This window comes from Chitinophaga sp. ARDCPP14 (assembly GCF_051362515.1).
Taxonomy (GTDB): Bacteria; Bacteroidota; Bacteroidia; order Chitinophagales; family Chitinophagaceae; genus Chitinophaga.
The window spans coordinates 1-19,772 of the sequence record NZ_JBKIXB010000004.1 but is presented as its reverse complement, the minus strand read 5'-3'; the positions used below and the strand labels follow the sequence as shown (position 1 = coordinate 19,772).

Annotated in this window: 13 protein-coding genes; all 13 read left to right on the top strand. The window is 48.2% G+C overall.

Annotation, left to right across the window (positions count from 1 at the left end):
- Positions 1–272 precede the first annotated feature (272 nt).
- Positions 273–833: an RNA polymerase sigma factor gene (locus ACLHR0_RS12500; RefSeq protein ID WP_429050674.1), complete on the top strand. Its 561-nt coding sequence runs from the start codon at positions 273–275 to the stop codon at positions 831–833.
- A 54-nt stretch (positions 834–887) separates the two neighbouring features.
- Complete coding sequence (locus ACLHR0_RS12495; protein ID WP_436486978.1) at positions 888–2,012, top strand: FecR family protein; 1,125 nt, start codon at positions 888–890, stop codon at positions 2,010–2,012.
- A gap of 205 nt (positions 2,013–2,217) precedes the next feature.
- Positions 2,218–5,451 carry a TonB-dependent receptor gene (locus ACLHR0_RS12490; protein WP_436486976.1) on the top strand — a complete coding sequence of 1,078 codons (3,234 nt, stop codon included), beginning with the start codon at positions 2,218–2,220 and terminating at the stop codon, positions 5,449–5,451.
- Between the two features lie 10 nt (positions 5,452–5,461).
- Positions 5,462–6,979 (top strand): RagB/SusD family nutrient uptake outer membrane protein, encoded by a 1,518-nt coding sequence (locus ACLHR0_RS12485; RefSeq protein WP_436486974.1) that lies wholly within the window; start codon positions 5,462–5,464, stop codon positions 6,977–6,979.
- Between the two features lie 12 nt (positions 6,980–6,991).
- Positions 6,992–7,861: a PKD domain-containing protein gene (locus ACLHR0_RS12480; RefSeq protein ID WP_370908249.1), complete on the top strand. Its 870-nt coding sequence runs from the start codon at positions 6,992–6,994 to the stop codon at positions 7,859–7,861.
- 29 nt (positions 7,862–7,890) lie between these two features.
- Complete coding sequence (locus ACLHR0_RS12475) at positions 7,891–9,000, top strand: acyltransferase family protein (protein WP_436486972.1); 1,110 nt, start codon at positions 7,891–7,893, stop codon at positions 8,998–9,000.
- Between the two features lie 288 nt (positions 9,001–9,288).
- Positions 9,289–9,831, top strand: coding sequence for an RNA polymerase sigma factor (locus ACLHR0_RS12470; protein ID WP_370908247.1), 543 nt, complete (start codon positions 9,289–9,291; stop codon positions 9,829–9,831).
- A 17-nt stretch (positions 9,832–9,848) separates the two neighbouring features.
- Positions 9,849–10,976 (top strand): FecR family protein, encoded by a 1,128-nt coding sequence (locus tag ACLHR0_RS12465; protein ID WP_436486969.1) that lies wholly within the window; start codon positions 9,849–9,851, stop codon positions 10,974–10,976.
- Positions 10,977–11,106: 130 nt separating this feature from the next.
- On the top strand, positions 11,107–14,541 hold the full coding sequence (locus ACLHR0_RS12460; protein ID WP_436486967.1) for a TonB-dependent receptor: 3,435 nt from the start codon (positions 11,107–11,109) through the stop codon (positions 14,539–14,541).
- A gap of 23 nt (positions 14,542–14,564) precedes the next feature.
- Positions 14,565–16,400, top strand: coding sequence for a RagB/SusD family nutrient uptake outer membrane protein (locus ACLHR0_RS12455; RefSeq protein ID WP_436486966.1), 1,836 nt, complete (start codon positions 14,565–14,567; stop codon positions 16,398–16,400).
- A gap of 32 nt (positions 16,401–16,432) precedes the next feature.
- Positions 16,433–17,734, top strand: a complete 1,302-nt coding sequence (locus ACLHR0_RS12450; RefSeq protein WP_436486964.1) for an IPT/TIG domain-containing protein — start codon at positions 16,433–16,435, stop codon at positions 17,732–17,734.
- A 71-nt stretch (positions 17,735–17,805) separates the two neighbouring features.
- Positions 17,806–19,326 (top strand): hypothetical protein, encoded by a 1,521-nt coding sequence (locus ACLHR0_RS12445; RefSeq protein WP_429050664.1) that lies wholly within the window; start codon positions 17,806–17,808, stop codon positions 19,324–19,326.
- 73 nt (positions 19,327–19,399) lie between these two features.
- Positions 19,400–19,543, top strand: a complete 144-nt coding sequence (locus ACLHR0_RS12440) for a hypothetical protein (protein ID WP_370908241.1) — start codon at positions 19,400–19,402, stop codon at positions 19,541–19,543.
- The last annotated feature ends 229 nt before the right edge of the window (positions 19,544–19,772 follow it).

The following is a 19,772-nucleotide window of genomic DNA, read 5'->3' as shown; positions in this document are numbered from 1 at the left end:
CGGCGATCACGCGGAGGTTGTCTTTCTCAGGATTACGCTGATTATACTGATTAGTTTGATTTTTACTTTTGTGATTTTATAAAGGATTAAGGGAGATATAAGCGGATATATTCGCTTTTATCTCCCTTAATGTTATTAATCTAAAAATCTAAAAAAAATCCAAAAGTAAAAATCAAACTAATCAGTATAATCAGCGTAATCCTGATAAAGACAAAATCCGCCGCATTTTACTTATTTTTATAGCGCACCCGGATATCAACCAATTACCACACGTGGAGGAACAAAGTGACATAGCGCTATTACAAAGACTACGGCAATCCGATGAATCGGCGTATACCGAAATATTTCATCGTTATTGGGAGAAACTGTATGCTATTGCATACAACCGCCTGCGTACCCGCGCTGCAGCGGAAGATGTAGTGCAGGAAGTACTGGCCAGCCTGTGGGTACGAAAAGGGGAGCTGGATATCCGCCATCTTTCCGGGTACCTGGCTACAGCTACCCGGTATGCCGTGTTCCGGCAGATCAGCCGTTTATTGCCGGATCATCCGCTGGATACGGCTGATATGGCGCAGCAACTGGTGCAAAACCCCGATATGGACCACCTGGATTATTGCCGCCTCCAGGAGCGGCTGGGACAGGAAATCGCCCACCTCCCCGAAAAATGCCGCCTCGTATTTTTATACAGCCGCCGCGATCAGTACAGCAATAAAGAAATCGCCGCCGCCCTGCAACTGTCGGAAAAAACGGTGGAAGCCCATCTGACAAAGGCCCTGAAACACCTGCGCGTTCGCCTGAAAGACGTGTATCCCTATCTTTCTTTCTTCTTCTGAAAAAAAATCTAAAAACAACTAAGGGTAACAGCAGAATTTCTGTACTCTGTTATTATGCAGCACCTAAAAGACCTGATCCAACGTTACCTGAAAGGCAATGCTTCACCCGAAGAAGTGGAAGCGCTTCACGAGTGGTATGATAGCTTCGACGACAGCGAAGTGCAGCTGCCAGTGGAGCCAGGGGAAGACCGACGGATGCTGGAACAGCGGCTGCTGAACAGGTTGAAGCCGGTGATGCAGGCGCCCAAAGTGAAAAAGATCCCCTTCTGGCGTTATGCCGCTGCGGCGGCCCTGCTGGCGCTGGTAGCAGTAGCCGGGAAAATAGGGTGGCAGCACCGGTATCCATCTCCACAAAAAAATATGATGGCGGATAACGCCACCGCAACAGATAAAGCGCCGGCCAACCAAAAAGCCATGCTTACCCTGGCCGATGGCAGCACTATCACGCTCGATGACGCAGCCAATGGCGCCCTCGGTAAACAAGGCGGCGCAAACATCATCAAAAAAGAAAAAGGACAACTGGCCTACCAGGCAGGTGATGCCACCGGCGAAGTGGTGTATAATACCCTCACCGTGCCCCGTGGTGGCCAATTCCAGCTGGTATTGCCGGACGGTACCAGGGTATGGCTCAACTCCGCCACTTCCCTGCGTTACCCTACAAGTTTCCAGGGAGCAGAACGGAAAGTGATCCTGCAGGGACAAGCCTACTTTGAAATTGCCGCCGACGCCGCACAACCCTTTAAAGTACAGGCCAATGAAATGGAAGTGCTGGTGCTGGGCACCCGCTTCGATATGATGGCCTACCCCGATGAACCTACGATCAACGCTACCCTGGTGGATGGAAAAATAAAAGTACAGGATAAGATCCTGCATCCCGGTCAGCAGGCCGTGCTGGCCCTGTCAGGCCACCAGCTCACCGTTCGCGATGCCGACGTCAATAAAATTATGGCCTGGAAAAACGGACTCTTTGTATTTAATAATATGGACCTGCCAACCATACTGCGGGAAATTGCCCGCTGGTATGATGTGGAAATTGTGTATCAGTCCCCACCCGGTAAAGAACTGTATGGTGGCGGAATCAGCCGGAATCTTAATTTGTCAGCCGTATTGCGCGTGTTAGAAGAAAACGGAACTAATCACTTTAAAACAGATGGAAATAAAGTAGTGGTATTACCGTAAAACCTGTAAAAAAAGCATATGAAGTAACACATTGAACAATGAAAAAAGCCGGAGGTGGTGACACACCCCCGGCAGCAGCTCAGCATCCTGTAAGATCAGCGACGATCATTTAAGAATTCTAAACCTTATTAAAAGTATGCATTTAAAATTTAAGGAGATACCATTTCTCCCAAAGGGACTTTTATTAACCAAAATTTTGCGGGTTATGAAAATGACCACCTGGCTTATCCTGATCGCCTGCCTACATGTAAGCGCCAGGAGTTTTTCACAACAGGTTACCCTCTCTGTGAAAAATATGCCGTTACAGAAAGTATTTGCAGAAATAATCCTGCAATCGGGGGCTACCATCGTATACAATGAATCCGCCCTCAAAAATACCACCCCGGTTACCTTACAGGTAAGCAGCGCCTCCGTGCAATCGGTATTGGAGCAATGCCTGCAACACCAGCCGGTAACGTTTTCTATCAACAACGGCGTATTCGTTATCCGCCCAAAGTCCGATCCCCCGCCGCTGCCAGTGGATACCACTGGCCGTATTACCGGTATAGTACGTGGCCCTGACGGCACACTACTCCCCGGCGCTACCGTAATCGTAAAAGGCACCAGCAGGGGCAACGCTACCAATGCCGGCGGGCAATTCACTGTAGCCGCCAACGCCGGCGAAATACTGGTATTCACTTTCACCGGCTATGATAAACAGGAACTGCCCGCCCGCAACGGCATGCAGGTAACCCTGCGAACCGCCAACAGTCAGCTGGACCAGGTAGTGGTAGTAGGCTACTCCGATAAAAAGAAAAGCGAATTAACCAGCGCCGTTACCGTTGTAGACGCCGCAAAACTGAAAGACGTTACCACCAACGATGTAGGTACTATGCTGCAAGGCAAAGTAGCCGGCCTCCAGGTGGTAAGCAGTTCCGGTGTGCCCGGCGCCGCAGCAGAAATCCGCATGCGCGGCATTTCTTCGGTCAACGCGTCGCAAAGCCCGCTCGTAGTAGTGGATGGTATCATTGGCGGCAACTACGACCCCAACGATATTGAAAGCGTAACGGTGCTTAAAGATGCCGGCGCCACTGCCATGTACGGCTCGCAGGCCAACGCAGGTGTGATCATCATCACCACCAAAAGAGCCGCCTCGGGTAAAATACAGTTCCAGGCAAAAGTAACCACCGGCTTCCGCACACCCGACTTTGGCACCATGGACATGATGAACGGCAGCGAATTGTATGAACGCCAGAAAGAATATTACCGCGACTATATTCCCGGCGCTTCCAACAACTCCTACAAAATAGACCTGCTGAAATTTTATAATGAGCGGCCGCTCGACCTGCGCAACCAGAACTACAACTGGTTAACCGATATGTTCCAACGCGCACCCATGCAGAACATATATCTCTCCGCCAGTGGCAAGTCGGAAAAATCAGACTACTACCTGGGCCTCTCTTATTACAACGAGAAAGGAACTTTTATGAATACCAACTACCAGCGCGTAAACCTGAGAGCCAATTCTACCTACCACTTCACTAAACGTATCAGCTTAACCAACAACATCAACCTCAGCGGCTCCTTTGGTAAAACATACGACTACAACGATATGTATTATGCTTATCTCAACATGCCCTGGGATAACCCGTACGACAGCTCCGGTAAAGCATTGTATGTAGATGGTAACTCGCCCTTCAAATGGTGGTCACGCGATAAGGTAAATCCTATTCACACCATTAATAATTCAGAGCATCCCTACAAAAATTTTGATGTGAATTATGACATGGGGCTTAACATCGGTATCACCGACTGGCTCACCTTTACCAGTACTAACCGGCTTTCGCTGGGATACAATAAAAATAAAACCTGGTATTCGCCGGATGTGGCGGGGCAATACCATAGTACCGGTTACCTCAGTGAATTCAGTACACTTAACTATGGATACATCTCCAACAACCTGCTGAAAGTAGATTTCCGTATGGGCGATCACCGCATCAGCGGCCTCGCGGGCGTAGCGTTTGAAGGCAGCAATACTGACGTGCTGGGCGCCTCCGGGAAAGGACTGCCCGCCGGGTTAAAAGTGCTGAACGTAGTAGCTAACAGCCAGATCGTGAATGGTAGTATCAATGAAGCCATTATACAGTCGTTCATCTCACAGGTAAACTACAGTTACCTGGATAAATATTTCCTCACAGGATCATTCCGTGTGGATGGCTCTTCCAATTTCCCATCCGGTAACCGCTGGGCATCTTTCCCATCTGTTTCTGCCGCATGGTTAATGAGTAATGAAGATTTTCTGAAAGATAATGCGGTGTTCACTAATCTGAAACTCCGCGCCAGTTACGGCGTTACCGGTACACAGGACATAGGGTCATCGCGCTACCTGGCGTTGTTTTCACTGGCTAGTCAGTACAACGGACAAATAGCGGCAACACCATCACAGCTGCCCAGCCCGGATCTCACGTGGGAAAGCAAATACCAGTGGAACGGCGGTATCGATATCGGGTTGTTTAAGCGTATTGACCTGAGTGTGGATGTGTATAACAATATCACCAAAAACCTGCTGCTGCAGGTATCACAACCACTGTCGGTTGGCTTTGAAACACGTTGGCAGAACGTAGGGGAGCTGGTGAATAACGGTGTGGAACTAGGCATCAGCTCGGTGAATATCCGCGGCCGGAAATTCCAATGGAGCACCGATTTTAATATCAACTTCAACACTAACAAGCTGCAAAAATTCCCGGCCAGTATCATCAACACACAATCTACCTGGAGTATTTCACAGATCTACCGCAATGGCGGTAACCTGTATGAATTTTATATGCCCAAGTGGTTAGGGGTAGATAAACAAACCGGCGCACCTCTGTGGGAAGTGGTGGATAAAGATGGCAGCAGGTCATCAACCTCGGATTATGCCAGCGCCACCTACCAGGAGGTAGGCTCCGCGCTGCCGAAGTTCCAGGGAGGTATGACCAACACCTTTACCTATAGCGGTATCTCTTTAAGCGCAAATATCTATTTCCTTTCCGGCAACAAAGTATACAGTAATAACCTTCGCTTTGTGGAAAATGATGGCAACGAACCTTACTATAACCAGGTGAACCTGCCCAAAGGCAGCAGTACCTGGGCAAAGCCCGGCGACAATGCCACGGAGCCCAGTCCGCAGAATTCTGCCAACAGCACGCAAACGTCTACACGCTTTTTGAAAGACGGCAGTTTCTGGGCATTGCGTAACATCAGTCTGAGTTACGAACTGCCAAAAGCATTGGTAAACAGGTGGCGCCTCGATGGTGTAACCGTTGGCTTCACCGCCGATAACGTGCATACGTTCACCAATTTCCTGGGACAGGATCCGCAAACTACCATCACACCCGGATCACAGGTGATGCCGGGCGTTTCGGATTTCAAGTATCCCAACAACCGCCAGTACCTGTTCAACATTAATTTCAGATTCTAAAATGCCTGTCATGAGATCAGCGATTATAATATTAATACTACTGCCTGTGTTGTTATGGCAAACAGGTTGTATGAAAGATGTGAATCCAAGCGATGCCCTCACCACAGAAACCATTACAGGTTCTCCCGAAGGGCTGAAAAATGCCGTGAACGGAGCATATTCACTGCTGAAAGATCACGTGCCGTTTAATGGTACCACCGATGATAACAATATGTACCTGCGGCAGTATTTCCAGTTGTCGGATTTTGCCAGCGATGATATTGTATGCGGACAAACAACAGAAGATCCCCTGTTTTATAGTTTCTCACTTGGCCACTCGCCAACGCAAACGAATACACGCTATTTCTGGTATATTTCCTATAAAATTATCAACGACGCCAACACCGTTATTGAAGCGGTGGAAAAGCAGGCCAATCCTGATGCTACCACGCAACAGATGTTGGGTGAATGCTACTTTCTGCGAGCTTTCAGTCATTTTAACCTGGTGAAATTATTCGCCATGCCATACGCACAGAACCCCGGCGCTCCCGGTGTAATCCTGCGTACTTCTACCAGCGATCCTGCACAAAAGGCACGGGCCAGCGTAGGAGAAGTATATGCACAGATCATTGCAGACGCCAGGAAAGGAGCGGAACTGATGTCGCAAAGCAGGGGATCACAGTACGCTTCCCGCGAAGCGGCATGGGCACTGCTTTCCCGGGCATACCTGTATGAAGGGAACAACGACAGCACCACTTACTTCGCATCGCAGGTAATTTCATCCGGCCGCTATTCACTGGCTACCTCCGCTACTTATCCCGATCTGTTTGCCAACGCAGCCGCCGGTACTGAAACCATTTTCTGTGTGGCCTTTACGCAACTGGACGACTACGGTAAGTTTGGTTCTATCGCCTCTATGATCTATTCCAACGGTAACTCCGGCTGGGGAGAGGAATTTGCGTCCGCGTCGCTGAGGGATACCATGTCCGCTAACCCGGAGGATGTACGCTGGAAATATATTATACCCCTGAAAGATGACAATGGCGTATTGCAGCAAAAGAATGGCATCGATATCTACTATATCTCCAAATTCTCTGGTCAGGGGGGAAGTCCTACGCTGAGCTCACCCATTCTTTTCCGCCTTGCGGAAATGTACCTGAACAGGGCGGAAGCCGAAGCCAAAGCGGGCAAAACAGCCGCGGCGCTCGACGACCTGGATATGATCCGCACCAACCGCGGCTTGTCGGGTGCATTGTATCATCAACAGTTGCCTGCCGGGAAAACCGCACTGGATGTGGTGCTAAAGGAAAGGAGACTGGAACTCGCCTTTGAAGGTCACCGCGCCTATGATGTGTACCGCAATAAGAAGCCCATGAACAGAACCTACTGGGGGTATCATTTACCGGGCCTGAAAGAATCGGATATCAACCTGGCGGTAAATCCTTCCGGTTATGCCGGCATGGTAGTGCAGCCTGATAATCCGAAGATCATCTATTACATCCCCATCGATGAAATAGAAACCAATAAACTGTGCGTACAGAATCCTTAAAACCACCTGATTATGCAAAAGCAACTGCTCTATATATTTATGCTGCTGTGCGCAGCTTCCGCCTGTAAAAAAGACGATACCAACCCGGCGCCGCTGGTAGTATATACCATTGAAGTAGAAGGGAACCAGGTATCTTTTAATAACACTACTACCGGTGCTACCTCCTGGAAATGGGACTTCGGCGATGGTACTAATTCCACCGAGCAAAGCCCGGTGCATACCTACCAGGGTAAGGGTAAATATGTGCCAACCCTGTACGCCACTTCCGCTGCAGGGGTTACCGCGGAAGGGTCTACCGTGATCCGGATCTCCAAAACCTCACCGGTGAAACTCACTGATAACAGCCTGGCCGACTGGGATACCATCAGCCAGAATGTGATCACTGCCGGTCCGGCAGGCGGCGTTTTCAAAAAGCTGAAATTCGATTACGACGGACAGTTTATGTATTTCTATGGAGAGATGAGCGGTAAACTGGCCGATGGCGCTATTTTCGACGTGTATATCGACAGCGACAACAGTGACGCCACGGGCCTGATCACTTCCCTGTTTACCGGCGCGGCTTACGATGTATTGCTGGAGGGGCAGCTGCTGCTCAATCAGAACACGGCGCCTATCCCGATGGCGATGTATTATCATAACGGACCGCAAACCAGCTTCAGTTTCGATGTACAATCAGGAACGGATTTCTTTACGATGGGCACCATTAAAGAAGAAGGGGGGACCATCCGTTTTGAAGGAAAACTGGACCGCTCAAAAATAAAGGGCTTTACGGGAACGGCTATACGGCTGGGCATGGTGGCCACTTCCAGCGATTGGTCCACACAGCTGGGCACCATCCCCGATGAAGGCGCTGCCGCTTTTTTATTAAATATGCCGGAATAAATTATTAATTTAAGCCTACAAACAGGACAATGAGCCAAACAACCAATGTCAGTCAACGATTGATTTCCCTGGATGTGATGCGTGGCCTTATTATGATTCTCCTGGCCGGAGAAAGCGCTCGCATCTATGAGTCGATAGCACATTTACACCCCACGGGGGTAGCCGGCAGTCTGATAACGCAGTTTTTTCACCACCCCTGGAACGGGCTACGGGCCTGGGACCTGGTGCAACCTGCTTTTATGACAATGGCCGGTGCTGCGATGTTCATCTCTTACTATTATAAAACGCAAAAGGGTATTACCTGGTCACAAAATTTCCGGCATATTGCCCTGCGTTGTTTAAAGTTGTTTATATTTGGTACTGCCCTCCATTGCGTATATGCAGGAAGGTTAGTATGGGAGTTATGGAATGTGCTCACGCAGTTATCTGTAACCACCCTGATCGCTTACCTTATCATACGCCGTTCCTTTGGTTTCCAGCTGGCCATAAGCCTTTTACTGTTGCTGGCAACTGATTTAATGTACCGGTTTGTTTTATTGCCCGGTTTCGAAGAGCCATTTATACAAGGTCATAACTTCGGAGCTTTTATGGATACTGTGCTGATGGGTAAGATCAACCCTGACGGATGGGTGACCATTAACTTTATCCCCACCGCCGCGCATACCATCTGGGGCGCGCTGGCCGGGAAGTTACTGATCAGCGACCGGCCGCGGGCGCAGAAAATAAAGATCCTGGTGATCGCAGGGCTGATAGGGCTTGTCACCGGCTTCGGACTGGACCTGGCAGGCATCACGCCGATCATCAAACGGATTGCCACTGCCTCTTTTACACTGGCTTCCGGGGGATGGGTAATGCTGGTAATGGCCCTGCTGTATTGGATTATAGATGTAAAACAAAATGTGCGTTACGCCTGGATAGCCACCGTAGTGGGTATGAACGCCATTTTTATTTACCTCTTCTTTGAAACGGTAGGCGCTCAATGGGTAAATCCCACCACCGGCATCTTTGTAAAAGGATTTACCGCGCTGGCCGGAATCCCGGAAAGCATCCGGGAAATATTATCCGCCTTTGCAGTACTGGCGCTGGAATGGGGCCTGTGCTACTGGCTGTTTAAAAAGAAGATCTTCTTTAAATTATAGGCTATCTACTGAAACCCCCATGAAAACAAAGCTCCGGTATCCTTTACCGGGGCTTTTAATTTTTTTACCGCGCCCGTATAATTTTCCGATTTTATTATTTACCTTGATTCCAGTTTAATAGTCAATTAGCCAAAATCTTTAGTATCAACGTGAACAATGGAAGAAATAAATTTCTTCCGGATCATTTAATCAAAGTCACTGTAATAAGGTTGCCACTTGGCAGCGTTACAGATATGTTATGTGTTTAAGCTACCTGTAATGAATAATTACCAATAAGGTTCCGGTTACATGAGTCATTCTTCAGACATAGTATTGGTGCAGCGGTTAAAGGAAGGCGATGCTTCAGCATATGATGCTTTATTTATGAAGTATCACAAGCTGCTTTGCCTCAATGCCTATTGGTTCCTGCGGAATGAGGCAGAAGCCAATGATCTTGTACAGACTTTCTTCCTGGACATTTGGGACAAAAAATTATACCTTCATTTTTCAGGTGATATCAAGGGATACCTGCATCAGGCCGTCAAAAACCGTTGCCTCACGTATCTTAAAAAGCAAAAGGCGGAACTGGAAAATAAAGTGGCATTCACCCAGTTACAGGATGAAACCTGTATGGTAAACACTGAAGTTTCACCGGATTATTATAAACAGGTATTAACGGCCATCAACGATATGGCGGTACAAAAAAGATCGGCTATACAAATGGTGTATATCCAGGGAAAACGGTACCAGGAAGCAGCGGATGAAATGGGCATCAGTATCAATTCTTTCAAAACCCACCTGAAAAGAGGGCTGAAAGTATTACGTCATGCAATTACTAATAAGGGGTATTAGCCCGCGTTTTGTTAACAATGGAGCAGGCACAGGAAAAAATATTTGAATTATATCTACAACGTTTGTCGGGAACACTCTCCGCAGAAGAGGAGGAGTATGTCCAGGAAATGCTGCGGCATGATGCCGGCTTCAAAGCGCAGTGGGATCAGCTGGAACAGGAAAGCATGACTCTTCATACAGACAGGTATCTTCAGCAGATTGATTCTGACGCGGCCCTGCACCGCATTAAGGAAGAAAGAACAACACGCCGCCCGGTCATACACCTGAAAAAGGGGCTGGCCGCAGCCGCTATACTGCTCTTGGCAGGCAGCGGTACGTACTATTTCTTTACCCGCACAGCACCGGTAACTTCGCCATCGGTAGCCATGCAGCAACAGAAGCAACCGGTTCGCCTGTTGCTGAGTAACGGCGAAAAAGTAGAGCTGAGCAAAGACAGCAGCGCCAAAACCATCGCACTTAGCAACGCCACGCTGAACACCAGCAACGGCGCCCTGCAATATACTTCTGCCGATACCGTATTAAATACCCTCGACGTTCCTGCCGGCGAAAGCTACAAACTTACCTTGTCGGACGGCACGGAAGTGTGGCTGAATGCCGCCACCAGGCTGCGTTTTCCTTTTCATTTCGGCAGGGCGGCAAGAGAAATATATGTAGAAGGGGAAGCCTATTTTAAGGTGGCCGCCAATGCGGAAAAGCCTTTTATTGTACACACAGCACTTACCAGCGTACAAGTACTGGGAACAGCTTTTAATATTAACACCTATCAGCCGGGAACAGTAAAAACAGCCCTCGTACAGGGCAGCGTCATCACCAAAGGGAAAACGGGCGAACGCCAAACCCTGCAACCAGGTATCCAGGCCGATTACAACGCCGGACAGGGATTTGTTACCAGCCACTTTGATGAAGAAGAAGTGTTATCCTGGCGTAACGGGGTTTACTATTACCACCGCATGCCGCTTACAACCCTTATCGCCGCCGCTTCCCGCTTCTATGGAATGCGCTTTGTATTGGACAAAAATAAAGAAGCCGGACAGGTGGTAACGGGCCTGATGGACCGTAACCGGCTGGAGGATTTCTTATCCGATCTTAAAACAACTGCCCATATCGAATACCATTTATCAGGTAATGAAATTACCCTGAGATAGATTTTTCTTCTCTCAAAAAATATTTTTACTACTCCTTGTCACCCGTTTTCTGAAAAACGATGTAGTTGTGATGAAAGCATTTGCTACGGTGATTTGCTGTACCATCATTTTAACTTGTAAACATTCCCGAATGAGAAAAAGTATACGCCACTGCCAGCTGGCTATGCGAAACGTAGTGCGCATGTTGGTGCTCTGTGCCCTTATATGCACTTCCTTTTCGAGCGTGAAGGCGCAAACACCGCCGCCTTCACTGCAGTCAATCGTCACGGTTACCGGTAATGAGGTAACCCTCCTGCAGATCTTCCGGGCCATCAAAAAACAAACAGGGCTTACCCTGGTGTACAGCAATCAACTGCTGAACGATGGGGAAAAAATGTCGCTCAACTTCCAGCAGGCAAAACTGGAGGAAGTACTGGCTTTTATTTTTAAAGATAAAAATATCAGCTACGTATTGCAGCGTAACCGCATTGTACTCGACAAGAAAGCAGCGGCGCCGGAAACCACGGTCACCGCGGCGGCAGAGAAACAATCGGAGTGGCTGGTGCGCGGGCAGGTAATGGATGTAGATGGAAATCCCCTGCCTGGCGCCACTATTACGGTAAAAGACAGTAAGAAAGGAACTGTTACCGATGTAATGGGCGTATTTTCCATTGCGGCCAACAAAGATGACATCATCAAAGTGGCGATGATGGGCATGAATCCCGAAGAAGTAAAAGTGGTGAATCAGAAAACACTCAAGGTAAGCTTAACCGCAAAGGTGGATAAGCTGAACGAAGTGGTGGTAGTAGGTTTTGGCAGCCAGAAAAAAGTAACGGTAACGGGCGCTGTATCCACTGTAAATATGGCGGATATGCAAACGCCGGTGCGCTCCTTAACTAACGCATTGGTGGGCAAGGTAGCTGGCATAATATCCATGCAGAGCGCCGGAGGGGAACCGGGTTATGACAATCCCAACTTCACCATCCGCGGTATCGGTACTTTCCAGGGAAGCGTTTCCCCGCTCATCATTGTTGATGGCGTGCAAAGGGAAGATGTAAACAGCACCTACGGCGGCGCTTTTAATAACATTGATCCGGAAGATATCCAGAGTATTTCGCTGCTGAAAGATGCTTCCGCTACCGCAGTGTATGGCGCGAAAGGCGCCAACGGCGTACTGATCATCACCACCCGCAGAGGGGTGGCCGGTAAACCAAAGGTATCCGCTAAAGCAGAAACGGGTTTCAGCGGGCTAACCCAGATGCCGAAAATGCTGGACGGCGTGAATTATATGAAGTTGTATAACGAAGCCCGTACCAATGCCGGCGATGAACCGGTATACTCTGATGAATTGATCCGTAAAACAGCCAGCGGACTCGATCCATATATCTATCCAAATGTAAACTGGATCAAAACTATTTATAAGGACTGGGCCACTATGGCAAACGCCAATGTGAATGTAAGCGGCGGCGGAGAAGCCATGCGCTACTATGTGTCTATGTCGTTTTACAACCAGGACGGACAATACAAAGTGAATAACATCGGCTACAATCCCAACCTCAATTTCAAAAGATATGATTTCAGGAGTAACGTGGACCTGAACGTCACCAAAACAACACTGCTTTCCCTCAACCTGGCTTCCATGCTGGTAAACACCCGCTACCCGGGTAACTCCGCCGGTTCTATCTGGTATTCCACTTACGCTACCAATCCCATCTCTTTCCCGGTATCCTACCCGGATGGTAAATGGGCAGGCCCGGTTAACAACGGTGGTGCCAACCCGTTTAACCTGGTGCAAAACGCTGGCTACTCCACAGAATTCAGACCTTCCATCCAATCCGTGTTATCCCTTAATCAGAAACTGGATGTAATTACAGAAGGACTGAGCGCCAATGCCCGGTTTTCTTTTGATACTTACAGCGAATTTGATAACAGCAGAACCGGTGTAAATGACCTGTTTTATGCGCCCGGCAGAAACGAAGATGGTAGTCTCTTTTATAATCAAAGCAGGATAGGCAGTACTTACCTGGGCTATGGCGCCTCTTCCACCGGCGAACGCATGATGTACCTGGAAGGTAACCTCACCTATGATCATAGCTTTGGTAAACATAATTTCGGTGGATTACTGGTAGGTAGCATCCGCAACAGGCTGGTGGGTTCTGCCGGAGATGTAAAGGGAGCCATTCCTTATCGTAACCAGAGCGCTGCAGCAAGGGTCACTTATTCCTATATGGATAAATACCTGGCAGAAATGAATATGGGCGCCACCGGATCTGAAAACTTTGAACAGGGAAAAAGATGGGGTTACTTCCCGGCGGGTTCCGTTGGCTGGGTGATTTCCAAAGAAAACTTTTTCCTGCCTTATACCAAAGTGATCAATCTCCTGAAGATCCGCGGGTCTTACGGGATGACAGGTAACGACCAGATCGACGGGAACCGTTTTGGTTATCTCACTTATTATAATAGCGGTGCGCCTGGAGTGTCTTTCGGCAGCTCCGGTACGCCTTCCTATAATGGGGGCGTTAATGCAGATGTAATCGGTACAGAAAACCTCACCTGGGAAAAATCTGCCAAAACCGATATCGGCCTGGAAGTGGGTTTGTGGAATAAACTGAATATTATCATAGATGGATTCCAGGATAAAAGAAGTGCGATCCTGGTTGCCCGCAAATCCATTTCACCCATTGCAGGATACGGCTCCAGCAGTATCTATGGTAACATCGGTGAAATGGTGAATAAAGGAATAGATGGCAGCATGGAGTATACCGGTCATATCGGAAAAGATATTTCGATTCGTTTATTCGGCAATATTACCTACGCCAAAAACAAGATCATCTACGCAGATAATCCCATAGCCCTGTATGCCTATGCACAACAGGAAGGACATAAGTTTGGCGAATTCAAAGGCTACCAGAGCCTCGGGTTATTCACCAGTCAGGATGATGTGGAGAAAAGCCCGCAACAGTTCAGGGTAGTGCATCCCGGTGATATAAAGTATGCGGATCTCAATAACGATGGCAGGATCGATGGTAACGACCAAACCTATTTAGGTAAATCCAGTTTCCCTACCTGGTCATACGGTTACGGCTTTAATTTTGGCTATAAGAAATTTGAACTCTCTGCTGTTTTTGCAGGCGTGGCAGATGTAGGCATTATGGCCAATGGCTCAGGGGTGACCGGTAATGGCGCCGGGGCCGATGGCGTAGGTGTTATTCCTTTCGCCGGCATGGGGCAATATTCCGCCAGTGTATTGGAAGATATGATGAACAGGTGGACACCGGAAAATCCCAGTCAGAATGTGCGCTATCCACGTCTTACCGTAGCTAATACCAACGACAATAACTATTTAAGTAGCAGCTGGTGGATTAAAGACGGTAGTTTCATGCGCCTGAAACAGGCCACCTTCAGCTACTCCTTTATCACACCGGATATGAAACGCAAAGGCATCAGCAGTCTGCAGGTATATACCACTGCTACCAACATGCTCACGTTCACGAAGTTCAAATTATGGGATCCGGAACTGGGCAATTTCGCGGCAAGGTATCCTTATCCGAAAACCGTTACCCTGGGTGTAAGAGCACAGTTTTAATCAAGATCAAAAAGATTATTGTTATGACCAGATATAAATACCTGTTACTTTTTTTCATCGGTATCATTGCCATTACACTGGTATCCTGCAGCAAGTACCTGGACAAAAAGCCGGATAACCTTCTCACTGAAGATCAGATCTGGCAAACCAGGGCTAACGCGGAAGCATACCTGAGTAATATCTACAGCGCCCGCCAGGCTGGCGGCGACTATGCCGGCATCGGCGCCGCGGATGAACTCTCTGTTTCCATTCCCGGTACCACGGTAAGGTACATGGTGGGCGGCAACTGGAGCGCGTCCGATTGGTACTTCTACAACTGGGGCGGCTACTATACTGCCATCCGGAAATCTTTCATCTTCGAGCAAAATATTGATAAGGTGCCTGGAGATCAGTTGAGCAACGAATTGAAAGCGCAATACAAGTCGGAAAACCTTTTCCTGCGTGGTTACTTTTATTGGATGCTGCTAAGACAATACGGACCATTCGTGAAGCTCACCGGTACTGTTAGCCAGGATGAAGACATGAACAAATACCCGAGAGCGCCTTTCGACACCTGCGTAAAGTTCATCAATGAAATGATGGACGGCGCGGCGGCCGGACTTCCTTTCGTATGGAGCTCCTCAGGTAATAATGGCCGTGCTACCCGTGGCGCCTGTCTCGCTGTAAAAGCAAAAGTTGCACAGTGGGCGGCAAGCCCCTTGTGGAACGGTAATCCCGCTCTTGCTGCGTTCAAAAACCAGGATGGTACACCACTGGCGCCCGCCGGCTACGATGTAAATAAATGGCGCATCGCCGCACAGGCAGCAAAAGCGATCATCGATTCCAACAAGTATAAACTGTTTACCAACCTCGATAACGGCGGTACTACCTTCGATCCGTTTCTTTCTGTAAGGGATGTATTCCTTACTTCCTGGAATGATGAAATTATCCTTGCTTCCATGAACTGGCAACGCTGGGGATATACCATCTGTTCCTCTCCCGGCCCTGCAGGGTACAACCTGTACAACGCTACACAAAACGTGGTGGATGCCTTTTATATGAACAATGGTAAAACCATTACGGACCCTACTTCCAACTATGTGGAAACAGGCTTTGCTGCACAGGATGGTGAGCATTACTGGGAAAATAAGGAAGGCGACTGGAACATGTACGCAAAGCGTGAACCAAGGTTCTATGCTTACATCGCTTACAACCGCCGCCCGGTGATTGCAGCGGTATCAGTAGATGATAAAAACTATTTCTCTTCTGAAAAAAATAAAGATGGTACCGGCCGCCAGGAGTTTTACTACAGTGGTAAATCAGGCATGCAGGGAATGGGCAGCAACATCATCACCGGCTACCTTCCCGCTAAATTACTGAGCCCGAACGATAACCTCCGCAGCATGTCTACCGACGCCTACCGTTCTCCGTATATCCTTATCCGTTACTCAGAAATTTTACTCGACTATGTAGAGGCATTAAATGAGTATGATCCGGCTAATCCGGATATCGTGAAATACCTTAACCAGGTAAGAACACGCGCAGGCCTGCCGGGCATTGAAACCGTATATCCGGGTGCCATAGGTAACCAGGAAGAAATGAGGAAATATATTTTGAGAGAAAGACAAGTAGAATTTTGCTTTGAAGGCGATCGTTATTACACGCTCATCCGCCGGTTGCTGATGAGTAAACCGGAAAACCAGGCGATTTACGGCATGAATATAAATGCGAAAGATAATGACCAGGGATTTTCTTTCACCGGTTTTTATACCCGCACACTTTTCCAGAAAAGATACTGGGATAATAAGATGTATATGTTCCCTATCCAGCAACAGGACCTGGAAAGAGACCGCGCATTAGTGCAAAACCCGGGCTGGTAATTTTTTCTTTATTTAAATCTTAACTAACTGCTATGATCAGGCCACTGAATTCATATATACTGAAAGGTTGTTTACTGATGTCTGCCCTGTTGGCGGGATGTTCAAAAGACGACGATCTGAAACACGCGGAAGGGCAACCGGTGCTGCTTACCGACTTCATTCCCGCTACCGGCGGCAGTACCACGGAAGTACTGATTACAGGTGATAATTTCTCTGCTGATACATCCGATATCACTGTTACGATCAATGGTAAACGTTGTGCTATCGTGAACGCCAATACGAAACAGATTATGGTAATAGTGCCGAAGAAATGCGGCACCGGCAACCTCGTGGTGAAAGTTGGAAAAGACAGTGTGGTGAGCGGTACGCCGTTTACCTATGTGTTTTCCAGAACAGTGACCACACTTGCCGGCAACGGTACCGCCGGATTTGCCAACGGAAAAGGCGCTGACGCACTGTTTAGTTTTAACGGGCAAAGCTGGTACCGGATGATGGGGATTGGTGCGGATGATAACGGGAACGTATATGTGGCAGATCCGGGCAACGCCTGTATCCGTAAAATAGACAGCGAAGGAAATGCGACTGTATTGGCCGGCAGCCCCGGTAACAGCGGAAGCGATGATGGCAAAGGTGCTGCGGCGCGTTTCCAGATTCCATACGGCCTGGCACTGGATGCACAGGGAAATGTGTATACCGCGGATCCGGGCACCTGGAGCATCCGCAAAATTACACCGGATGGTACTACCACTACCCTGGGAGGTACAGTACAGGAACCCTGGAATGTTGCAGTAGATAAAACATCCGGCAAAATATATTATTGCAGTACCGGCGGCGGCGGCGTTTTTGAAATGAAGCCGGATGGCAGCAGTGTGGCTATTATTAATGGCGTTACGGCGCCAGGTGGTATGGACTTCGACAAAGCCGGCAATCTTTACATATCCAGTAACACGGGCAATACTATTATCCAGTTTAAAGCGGGTACGTGGCAGCCTACTGTTATTGCCGGCGCTACCGGCGTGGCAGGTTATGAAAACGGCACGGGTACGGCTGCACGATTCGCAAATCCATGGGGGCTGGCAGTAGACATTACCGGCAATATATATGTGGCTGGTAATGGCAGTTACGGCGCTAATGCCGATGAAAGTATCCGCGCTATTTCCGCTAACACCTGGAACGTGACTACCTATGCCGGTAGCAACAGCGCTGGTTTTAAAGATGGTATCGGCGCTGCCGCCTCGTTTAATGCACCAATGGGCGTAGCAGTGGACAAAGATGGGATCGTATATGTGTTGGATAAGAATAATAACAGGGTCAGGAAAATAATTTCAGAATAAACTATATGCAAACCCACGGCGGCGGTCACTTACTGCCGCCGTTTATTTTTAAAAAGATGTTAAACAGGAACATGTATTTTTTTCTATTCGCTATGCTGGCCGGCGCCTGTAGTAAAGGATCTACCGCTGTTACTACCGTTGATGCCGCACAAACCCACACTTACTACGTTGCCGCTAATGGCGATAACTCGGCTGCAGGAACTATCAGCAAACCGGTACGCAGCATCAACATCGCTTTGGCAAAGGCGCTTCCCGGCGATACCGTGATGGTGAGAGCCGGTACTTACGGGGAAAGGGTGGTTTTTCCACGCGCCGGCCGGCTGGAAAAACTCATCACACTCAAAGCCTATCCCGGTGAAAAGGCGGTGATTGATGGCACCGGCATGATCGTTACCGGGAGGGAAGCGCTGGTTACTATCAGTAATACAAGCTATGTGGTGCTGGAGGGATTTGATATCTGCAATTTGAAAAGTACTGCAGCATGGGCAAATGTGAATGGGATTACAGCAGACGCAGGTGCCAGTAATATCATCATCCGGAAAAATAAAATTTATAACATAGAACATAACGTGGAACCATCGCAGGGCAGGAGCGGTCATGGCATCGAAATTATCGGCAACACCGCCGATGTGATGAAGAACATCCTCGTGGAAGATAATATCATTCATGACACTAAAACCGGGTACAGCGAAAACCTCACCATCAATGGTTATGTAGATGGATTTACGATCAGGAGAAACACGATCTACAACACCGAAAACATTGGTATCGATGCAGCCGGTGGCTACGCGGCCAATACCAACCCAGCATTGAACTATGCAAGAAATGGCCTTATCACCGAAAATGAATTGTATAACATTGACATGACACGCGGCCCCGTTGGCGGAACGCATGGTCACGGCGCTATCGCTATTTATGTAGACGGCGCCCGGAATATTACCGTGGAAAGAAACCGCATCCATGAAGCCGACCGCGGCATCGGTATCGTCAGTGAAAATGATGCATATCCCACCAGCAATTGCATCGTCAGGAATAATTTTGTGTCTAACTGCTGGCGCACCGGCATCTATCTCGGCGGCTACCTCGGTTATACATCCGGCGGTACACGCAATTGCTACGTGGTAAACAATACCTTGTTGTTCAACGACCGCGAGCCGGGCGCTTTTGGCGAAATAGAAGGAGAGATCCGTCTCACGGAACAATGCTTTGATAACGTGATCCGTAATAATATCGTATATGCGAGGCCGGTAGATATCTTTGTGCATAAATATACCGGTACCGGCTCCGGTAATGTCATCGATAACAACCTTTACTTCACTACCGGTACGCCGCAATGGATCTGGAATGGTACCAATACAAATATCATTACGGATTTCAATACCTGGAAAAGCACTTCCGGCACCGATGCCAGCTCCGTGTATGGTACAGATCCTTTACTTATCAGTACAACAATACCTGACCTGCACATTGCTCCCAATTCACCCGCCCGCAATACAGGTGCAGTGATTTCCGAAGCAGTGAATGGTAGTCTGGATATCGACGGCAACGCCCGTATCGTTAATAACAAGATCAGCAAAGGAGCACAGCAGTGATAAATCCCCTTTTTACGTGATTGATGGTAACAGATTCTTATCGTAGATTGAAGTAACCTAAATCTGTATCAATATGAAAAAGAAAATCACTTCAAAGCTGAAGCTTACAAAAATTACCGTTGCCAGCCTTAGTAAAGCGCCACAGGAGAAAAGCAAAGAACGTACTTTGCCCACCACGCAGTTTATCTCCTGCGGAGAAACTTTTTGGGTATGCTAATAGCCGGATGCCCAATGGCTAAAGTTTGTTTTAGTTGACTTGAACCCGCTGTCACAGGCGGGTTCGGTGTTTTTATCTCCAGCTGTAAAAGTGAATTCATAAAAAAGAAGCTGTCTCATAATTAATTGAGACAGCTTCTTTGTTTTAGCCAAAAGATGGCCTAATAATCATTATGATGATCAGGTGTTTTTTAAGAGAATAAATAGTTAATGTCAGCTTGCTTTAGCAA

What these genes read in the sequence shown, in the direction of transcription:
- ACLHR0_RS12495 (WP_436486978.1), top strand. Translation starts at nt 888, where the DNA reads ATGCAGCACCTAAAAGACCTGATCCAACGTTACCTGAAAGGCAATGCT.
- ACLHR0_RS12490 (WP_436486976.1), top strand. Translation starts at nt 2,218, where the DNA reads ATGAAAATGACCACCTGGCTTATCCTGATCGCCTGCCTACATGTAAGC.
- ACLHR0_RS12485 (WP_436486974.1), top strand. Translation starts at nt 5,462, where the DNA reads ATGAGATCAGCGATTATAATATTAATACTACTGCCTGTGTTGTTATGG.
- ACLHR0_RS12480 (WP_370908249.1), top strand. Translation starts at nt 6,992, where the DNA reads ATGCAAAAGCAACTGCTCTATATATTTATGCTGCTGTGCGCAGCTTCC.
- ACLHR0_RS12475 (WP_436486972.1), top strand. Translation starts at nt 7,891, where the DNA reads ATGAGCCAAACAACCAATGTCAGTCAACGATTGATTTCCCTGGATGTG.
- ACLHR0_RS12470 (WP_370908247.1), top strand. Translation starts at nt 9,289, where the DNA reads ATGAGTCATTCTTCAGACATAGTATTGGTGCAGCGGTTAAAGGAAGGC.
- ACLHR0_RS12465 (WP_436486969.1), top strand. Translation starts at nt 9,849, where the DNA reads ATGGAGCAGGCACAGGAAAAAATATTTGAATTATATCTACAACGTTTG.
- ACLHR0_RS12460 (WP_436486967.1), top strand. Translation starts at nt 11,107, where the DNA reads ATGAGAAAAAGTATACGCCACTGCCAGCTGGCTATGCGAAACGTAGTG.
- ACLHR0_RS12455 (WP_436486966.1), top strand. Translation starts at nt 14,565, where the DNA reads ATGACCAGATATAAATACCTGTTACTTTTTTTCATCGGTATCATTGCC.
- ACLHR0_RS12450 (WP_436486964.1), top strand. Translation starts at nt 16,433, where the DNA reads ATGATCAGGCCACTGAATTCATATATACTGAAAGGTTGTTTACTGATG.
- ACLHR0_RS12445 (WP_429050664.1), top strand. Translation starts at nt 17,806, where the DNA reads ATGTATTTTTTTCTATTCGCTATGCTGGCCGGCGCCTGTAGTAAAGGA.
- ACLHR0_RS12440 (WP_370908241.1), top strand. Translation starts at nt 19,400, where the DNA reads ATGAAAAAGAAAATCACTTCAAAGCTGAAGCTTACAAAAATTACCGTT.